Genomic DNA, 6,359 nt, shown 5'->3' with positions numbered 1-6,359 from the left:
TCGCTCCTTGAGATCGTGGAGAAGCCTCGCCAGCGTGTCCTCAGCACCCTTACTGGCGAAGCCCTTCTCCTCATCACCGTCACCAAAATCTTCGCCTATCATCACCACCATGAGCTCGTGCAAGCCAGCAGGAATGTCGATCATTTCAACGCCTTACATTCCCCGGGTTCTTGGAAGCCTGGTTCTGGATGTCCTCCAAGGCCTGGTTCTGCGGTTCCTGGACGGCGGAGATCTGTGCGACGAAGGCGTCGTAAGTCGCGGTGAACGCTCCGGTGAGGGCCTCCACCGCGGCGACTATCCGCTGGGTGTCCCTTTTCTCCTGAGGTCCCACTGATCTGGCGAAAGAGCCCCTTGTCCCCTCCCAGCCGTCGGTTTGCGATTTGACGTTCAGGTACTTACCGGCGAGTTCTTCGCCCATGGACAAGGCCGCAAGAGCGTCCTTGGCCCGCAAGAGCTCATCGATGTCGACGGAGTAGTTGTCTGGCATCGCTATGCACCCGCCCGCTTCCTGGCAGCCGTTCCGTTCTCGGCGGGCGCGGCGGTCTGTTCTTCGTCGTCTTCATGGATCTCGTCACGGAGCCGGCTCATGGCTGTGGGCTTGTGGGCCTCGGCAGAGTCACTGAGTATCGACCCGAAGATCTTGTCCCAGTCGACACCCATGCGCTCCGAAGTGCCGCCGCCGGGTACCTGTTTGATGATCGGATCCACCACGCCGACCACCCGACGCGCCATCTCGGCACGGGCCTTGTTCGCGGCCTCGAGCACTGCGGCCGACAACTGCGCGGCCGTCATGTTCTTGTACTTGCCGCCGAGGAACTCCAGTCCGGCGAGCTCGCCCTTCGCACCGACCACGACCTGAACCGACTTGTCCGCCGAGCGGGCCGTTTCCGATGCTTGACTCAGTTCCGCCTCCGCCTTTTCCACGGCTTCTTCGGTCGCCTTCAGGTGAGCCATCGCCTGCGCCACCCGGTCTTCCATCGATCCGTCCAACACGATCTCCTCACAGACTCTTCATTCCGATCGGTCCAGTGGGCCGCAACGTCTCCAGAAGGAGACGCGCGGGCTTACACCCTTATCGGCCCAAAGCCTGTGGGGCTCCGCCCCCTTCAGCTCCCCAGACGTCCTCGTCCTCGGTCAGCCAGGCGTTCCGCACCCGGTCGCCGCTTTGGGTCTGCTGCTCCCCTCCTCCGGGCATACCGCCCATCGGAGGCATGAACGGGGCGTTGTTGCTGGTGGTCTGCACGCCCCTGGGGGCGATTTGATGTTCCTCTTCCTCCACAGTCGGCGCCGGGCTGATCCCCCGGCTCGGCCGGGTGACACCGGTCTCCAGGACGTTTCGGGTCCGCTCGCCCGAAGAACTGCCGGACTCACCGCCGCCCATGCCCCGCATCGGGGGCGGGAACATCCCGGGTGATGCTCCCTGGGAACCGGGCTGGCCACTGATGCCTGACCCATCGGCTCCTTCACCGCCCAACGCATGCGCCAAGTCGTCCTGGTTGTAGAGGTTGTCGCTGAAGCTGGCCGCGTACGGCGAGTTGGCGCCGGCGTGCTGCGACGGGACACCCGGGGACTGCGGAAGGTCCGCGATGCGCTGGCGGATCAGGTCCTCGATGTTCTTGCCATCACCGTGGGCGCGGTCGTAGTCGGCCCGAATGTCACCCATCCGCTGGTCGTATGCCGCCCTGGCGTCTCTGCGCGCCTGCTCCGCGTTGGCGCGGGCTTCATTCCGGTCGGCCTCGGCCTGTGCCCTCTGGTGGTCGTACTCCTCCTTAGCCTCGGCCTCCGCGGCGTCAGCGTGGGCCTTGGCATCCTGCTCGGCCGCGTTGATCTGATCGAGCCGCTGGTGCAACTCCTGCTGCCCCTGCTCCGGACTGAGCTGACCGGAAGCCACCTGTCGTTCGATCTCGTGCCTGGCCTCCGCCCGGGCCCTGTCGGCCTGCTGCTCGGCCTGGTCCCGCTGCGCCTCGGCCTCCGCCTTGTGCTGCTCGAACTCCCTCTTGGCGTCGGCTTCCTTGCGATCGGCCGCCTGCTCGGCCGCGTCACGGTCCGACCGGGCATCGTCGAACTGATGCTGGAGGTCGGCCTTCGCATCGGCCTTGGCCTGCTCCGCATCGGCCGAGGCTTCCGAGCTGTTCCGCAAGGCCTCCTGCCGGGCCTGATCGGCCTGCGCCTGCGCCTTCTTCTGCGCCGCCTCGGCGTCCGCCGAAGCCTTGTCCTGCCGCGCTAGGGCCTCGGCCTCAGCCCTCTTCTGATCCGCCTGCTGCTGCTGACGATCCGCCTCAGCCTGCGCGCGATCCGCCTCGTTCTGCGCCTCCGCCTTCTTCTGCGCCGCCTCGGCGTCCGCCGAAGCCTTGTCCTGCCGCGCTAGGGCCTCGGCCTCAGCCCTCTTCTGATCCGCCTGCTGCTGCTGACGATCCGCCTCAGCCTGCGCGCGATCCGCCTCGTTCTGCGCCTCCGCCTTCTTCTGCGCCGCCTCAGCGTCCGCCGAAGCCTTCTTCTCCTGCGCCTTCTGCTCGGCGCGGTCCTTCTTGGCCTCAGCTTGCTGCTGCTCGGCGAGCCTGGTGGCTGCGGCGGCCTGGGCAGCCGCGTCGTTCTTGGCCTGCGCGCGATCCGCCTCGTTCTGGGCCTGCGCCTTGTTCCGCGCCGCCTCGGCGTCCGCCGAAGCCTTGTCCTGCCGCGCTAGGGCCTCGGCCTGAGCCTTCTTCTGATCCGCCCGCTGCTGCTGACGATCCGCCTCAGCCTGCGCGCGATCCGCCTCGTTCTGCGCCTGCGCCTTCGCCTGAGCCGCGGTGGAGTCCGCCTGCGCGGCCTTCTGCGCCCTCGCCGCCTCGTCCTGCTGCTCCTTCTGCGCCGCCGCGGCCTGCGCCTGCGCCTTCTCCTGCGCCTCCTCCTGCTCCTTCTGCGCCCTCGCCGCCGAGTCCTGCGCGGCCTTCTGCGCCCTCGCCGCCTCGTCCTGCTGCTCCTTCTGCGCCGCCGCGGCCTGCGCCTGCGCCTTCTCCTGCGCCTCCTCCTGCTCCTTCTGCGCCCTCGCCGCCGAGTCCTGCGCGGCCTTCTGCGCCCTCGCCGCCTCGTCCTGCGCCGCCTTCTGCGCCCTCGCCGCCTCGTCCTGCGCCGCCTTCTGCGCCTTCAAAAGCTCGTCCTGCGCCTTCGCAGCCTTGTTCTGCTCGTCCCTCTGCTTGTTCAGAAGGTCTTCTTGCGCCTTATTCTGCTTGTTCAGGAGGTCGTCTTGCGCGGCCTTGGCGTCATTCTTTTCCTTCTTCATCGCCTCCTTGTCCGCAATTGTTGAAAGCGATATGCCACCCGCACCCTGCAAATTAATCTTTTTAAGAGCATCTGCCGCGTTACCCATCGCGTCCTGGATAGCCACGATGGCATGTTCAGCTGCGTTGCCGAGCCAGTTGTTTATGCCGGTCTGCCATTTTTTTACGGCTTCCTCGCCGATCAATTTCCAAGTACTGGCTTCATTGGGCGGACCGTAATCGGTTCCATAGATCCTGACGGTGTTCTCAAAGCCGGGCAATGCGTAGGTATACGTGCCGCTGCCCGGCTTGCCCGTGTCTCCCGAAAAAGCAATCTGATCGTGCTGGATGGAGAACGACGTTTGAAAGCCGTCCATCAGCATGTCGTACAGCCAGCGATACGGGTTGCTCTCCGGCCTCCAGCCTGCCCATGCGTTGTGAAGGTTTACCGCCTCATTGTAGAGGACATTTTGGAGATCGATGATCGCACGAGCTGCCGGGGAACCGACCGTCACGCCGTCGATAGAAACGGTCGGAATATAGCCATACTTACCACCCGAGACCCGGTCGGCATACTCCTCGTAATTCTTTCCCATTTTGTGCACGAACTCTTTGAATATGTTTGCTCCAGTGCCGTCCCAGGACTTACTGCCTTTCCCGATGTCCTTAGAGTCCCAGGTCAGCATGGCGTCCGCAGCCTCCACCATGAACTTCGCAGCACGATCGAACGCCATGGCCACCTCCGTGAAGGAACGGAGGTCGACATAACCATCGTCGGGCACCGCGATGCCGCGGTCCTCATAACCCTGAGTACTGTACTCAGGGAATACGAGCTTATGCAGCGCCCAATATGAGCCATTGACATACCGCTCTAGAGCCGTGGTGTCATAGCTGACGTAGGTGCCGCCCTCTCCCGGGTGATTCCACATCCCCTCCTTCTGCAGTACGCCGGAGGTGTGTTGTTCAAGTAGGTATGAGTCGCTACCGCTCGGAATAGAATCCGCCCCGCCCGACCTGCCGAGAAAGGTTATGTTCGCGATGTAGTGGCTGACCCAGTCCTGATTCACACTGACGTCGCGCTGGCCATCCTCGTCATGCCGAAAGTACGGAAACACAAAGTCCGTATTGCTTTTCCGCCACCCCCCCAGGCTAATGAATTCCGGGTAGGCTTTAGAATTCTGGATCCTCTCCAGCCGTACATGCATCAGGGGGATGCCCTCGTTCCCCGTAAGGGCCGTGATGACCGTCTCCTGCTCCGGCAGAACATAACCGGTGAGCATGTCGACTGCGTGTTTCCAGTTATCGTCGTTGTTAGTGGCCATCACAATGCTCCATGGCAGCGGTGAGGGAAAGAGAGGGCAGGGCTCGAGGTAATCTTTTTTATGATCCGGTATCGGAACCCGAGTCGTTGCCGCCATCATCGTCAGTGCCGGTAGCGGTGCCACCGCTACCGGCAGAAGTCAGGTCCCTGTCGACGTCCTCGAATATATCCATGAACGTGTCGGTCGAGACCTTGTCCAGATTTTTGGTCTGCGTGTCCTTCATCTTGTCGATGGTTTCCAACAAGGCCTGCTCGACGTCATTGAAGAGCGTGTTGTGCTCCGTGAGAAGTTGGTAAATCTCAGACGCCGCCCTCTGGATGTCCCTGTTCAGTTTGCCGCCACCCGTCTGGGGGATTGTCGTACCACCGTAGGTAAGCATCGACGGCTGGGTCGTTCCGCTTTGCGAGGCATCGCCCGAGCCGGCGTCGGAGGCCTTGGGCGCGGTGGCCATGTAGCCGATCGCGAGCGGCTTTGCGGCCACGAGCGCGGAGGGTGATAGATCTCCGTCAGCGATGAACTCCAGCGAGCGGCCGCTGGGATCGTCGTGCAGCATCTTGCGCAGCGCGGTACGGAAATCATCGAAGTCGCCATGGATGAACTGCTTCAGCCATTCGGTGTTAAGAACCGTTTTGTCGGCCATCTTGTTGCCCTCCTACGCGTCGTTGGCTTGACGCGGCCCCCAGAAACGAAACTGCGTGTGTGGTCAGTGACGAGCCGGCGCCGTCGGTCCTCGCCCGGCACGGCGTGGGCCGACGGCATCCGGCGTGTACCGTTCCCGCCTGCTCACCCGGGTCGTTGTGCGTGGGATGCGGCGAGCGGGAGGCGGCGTACGTGTGCTGCGGTCAGCGGCTTCCGATCTTGATGTCCCCCCACCTTTGCGCCAGGCTGTTCTCGGTGAACCGGTAGTTACCGGAGATGTCCGTGAGCAGTGCGGAGTGGCTGGCGAGCAGCATCTTGATGTTGTCGATGGCCTGGTTCCAGTTCGCCTGCACGTTGGTGTACACGTCCCGGTCGTCACCGATCCAGGTGCTCTTGAGGTGGGTGAGCTCCATCTCCATGTTCTCGATGATGCTCATGATCGCCTGCGACTGGGAGACCATGTCTTCCGCCGCGTTTTCGGCATGGTTGTAGTCGACGTAGATGAAGCCGTCGCTCAAATCCATGGGAGTCCTCGATTCGCTGCAGGGGTGGTGCGGTGTGGTGCGGGCGCTGCCTGTGGGCGGGGCGGCATCCGCTGGAGCGGTGGCGTGGAGACGGGTCCGCGGCGGGGGCGGTGCGGTCAGCGGCGCCGTCAGACGGTTCCGCTGAGCTGGTCGAACACACCCGAGGACCGCGTGAACGCGGCGTCGATCGACTCGTTGGAGGAGCCCTGGACCAGTCCGTGCTCACGCAGGGTCTGGTTGAGCTCTTCGACCATCCGGTCCAGGTTCACCAGGATGGTGTCCACGTGCCCGTCCCACTGGTCCAGCAGCCTGCCGTAACCGCCGCCGTCCGCACCCTGGTAGCCGGACGCCAGGTTCTGCCGGGTGGACTGGACGTCCTGCTTGCACCGCAGGACGCCGCTGTAGGCCTGTTCAAGCGCCATGATTCCGTTCCGTGTTGCGCCTTCTTCAGACTGCTGCATAGCCACGCCAGATTTTCCTTCCGGAGAATTTACAGGCACGTGGGTCGCATGCTGCGCAGCCCACTGCCGGACAGGTGTACTGCGCCCGGACGAGAGGTTTCAATCCGCGGATGAGCGACGATGTTAGGGAAGTACCGAGCCGCTTGGCAATCAATGAGAGAGGCGTCTCCGGTT

6 protein-coding genes are annotated in these 6,359 nt (G+C 63.5%); all 6 read right to left on the bottom strand.

Going from position 1 to position 6,359, the window contains the following annotated elements; all coding sequences use genetic code 11:
* Window positions 1-145 precede the first annotated feature (145 nt).
* Window positions 146-487, bottom strand: coding sequence for a hypothetical protein (locus HUT19_RS33430; protein WP_176184011.1), 342 nt, complete (start codon window positions 485-487; stop codon window positions 146-148).
* 2 nt (window positions 488-489) lie between these two features.
* Window positions 490-990, bottom strand: a complete 501-nt coding sequence (locus HUT19_RS33425; RefSeq protein WP_254885918.1) for a YbaB/EbfC family nucleoid-associated protein — start codon at window positions 988-990, stop codon at window positions 490-492.
* Between the two features lie 82 nt (window positions 991-1,072).
* Complete coding sequence (locus HUT19_RS44070; protein WP_176184010.1) at window positions 1,073-4,561, bottom strand: AAWKG family protein; 3,489 nt, start codon at window positions 4,559-4,561, stop codon at window positions 1,073-1,075.
* A 58-nt stretch (window positions 4,562-4,619) separates the two neighbouring features.
* Window positions 4,620-5,201, bottom strand: coding sequence for a type VII secretion system-associated protein (locus HUT19_RS33415; protein WP_176184009.1), 582 nt, complete (start codon window positions 5,199-5,201; stop codon window positions 4,620-4,622).
* Between the two features lie 202 nt (window positions 5,202-5,403).
* Window positions 5,404-5,724 (bottom strand): WXG100 family type VII secretion target, encoded by a 321-nt coding sequence (locus HUT19_RS33410; RefSeq protein ID WP_176184008.1) that lies wholly within the window; start codon window positions 5,722-5,724, stop codon window positions 5,404-5,406.
* Between the two features lie 128 nt (window positions 5,725-5,852).
* Window positions 5,853-6,146, bottom strand: a complete 294-nt coding sequence (locus tag HUT19_RS33405; RefSeq protein WP_254885917.1) for a hypothetical protein — start codon at window positions 6,144-6,146, stop codon at window positions 5,853-5,855.
* Between the last annotated feature and the right edge of the window lie 213 nt (window positions 6,147-6,359).

It is taken from the genome of Streptomyces sp. NA02950 (genome assembly GCF_013364155.1).
Lineage (GTDB): Bacteria > Actinomycetota > Actinomycetes > Streptomycetales > Streptomycetaceae > Streptomyces.
Note: the sequence above shows the minus strand (reverse complement) of the source record. Positions and strands in the feature narration are given on the sequence as shown.

Bases quoted from the DNA above. Each gene is read 5' to 3' on its own strand.
- HUT19_RS33430 (WP_176184011.1), bottom strand. From the start codon at position 487: ATGCCAGACAACTACTCCGTCGACATCGATGAGCTCTTGCGGGCCAAG.
- HUT19_RS44070 (WP_176184010.1), bottom strand. From the start codon at position 4,561: ATGGCCACTAACAACGACGATAACTGGAAACACGCAGTCGACATGCTC.
- HUT19_RS33415 (WP_176184009.1), bottom strand. From the start codon at position 5,201: ATGGCCGACAAAACGGTTCTTAACACCGAATGGCTGAAGCAGTTCATC.
- HUT19_RS33410 (WP_176184008.1), bottom strand. From the start codon at position 5,724: ATGGATTTGAGCGACGGCTTCATCTACGTCGACTACAACCATGCCGAA.
- HUT19_RS33405 (WP_254885917.1), bottom strand. From the start codon at position 6,146: ATGGCGCTTGAACAGGCCTACAGCGGCGTCCTGCGGTGCAAGCAGGAC.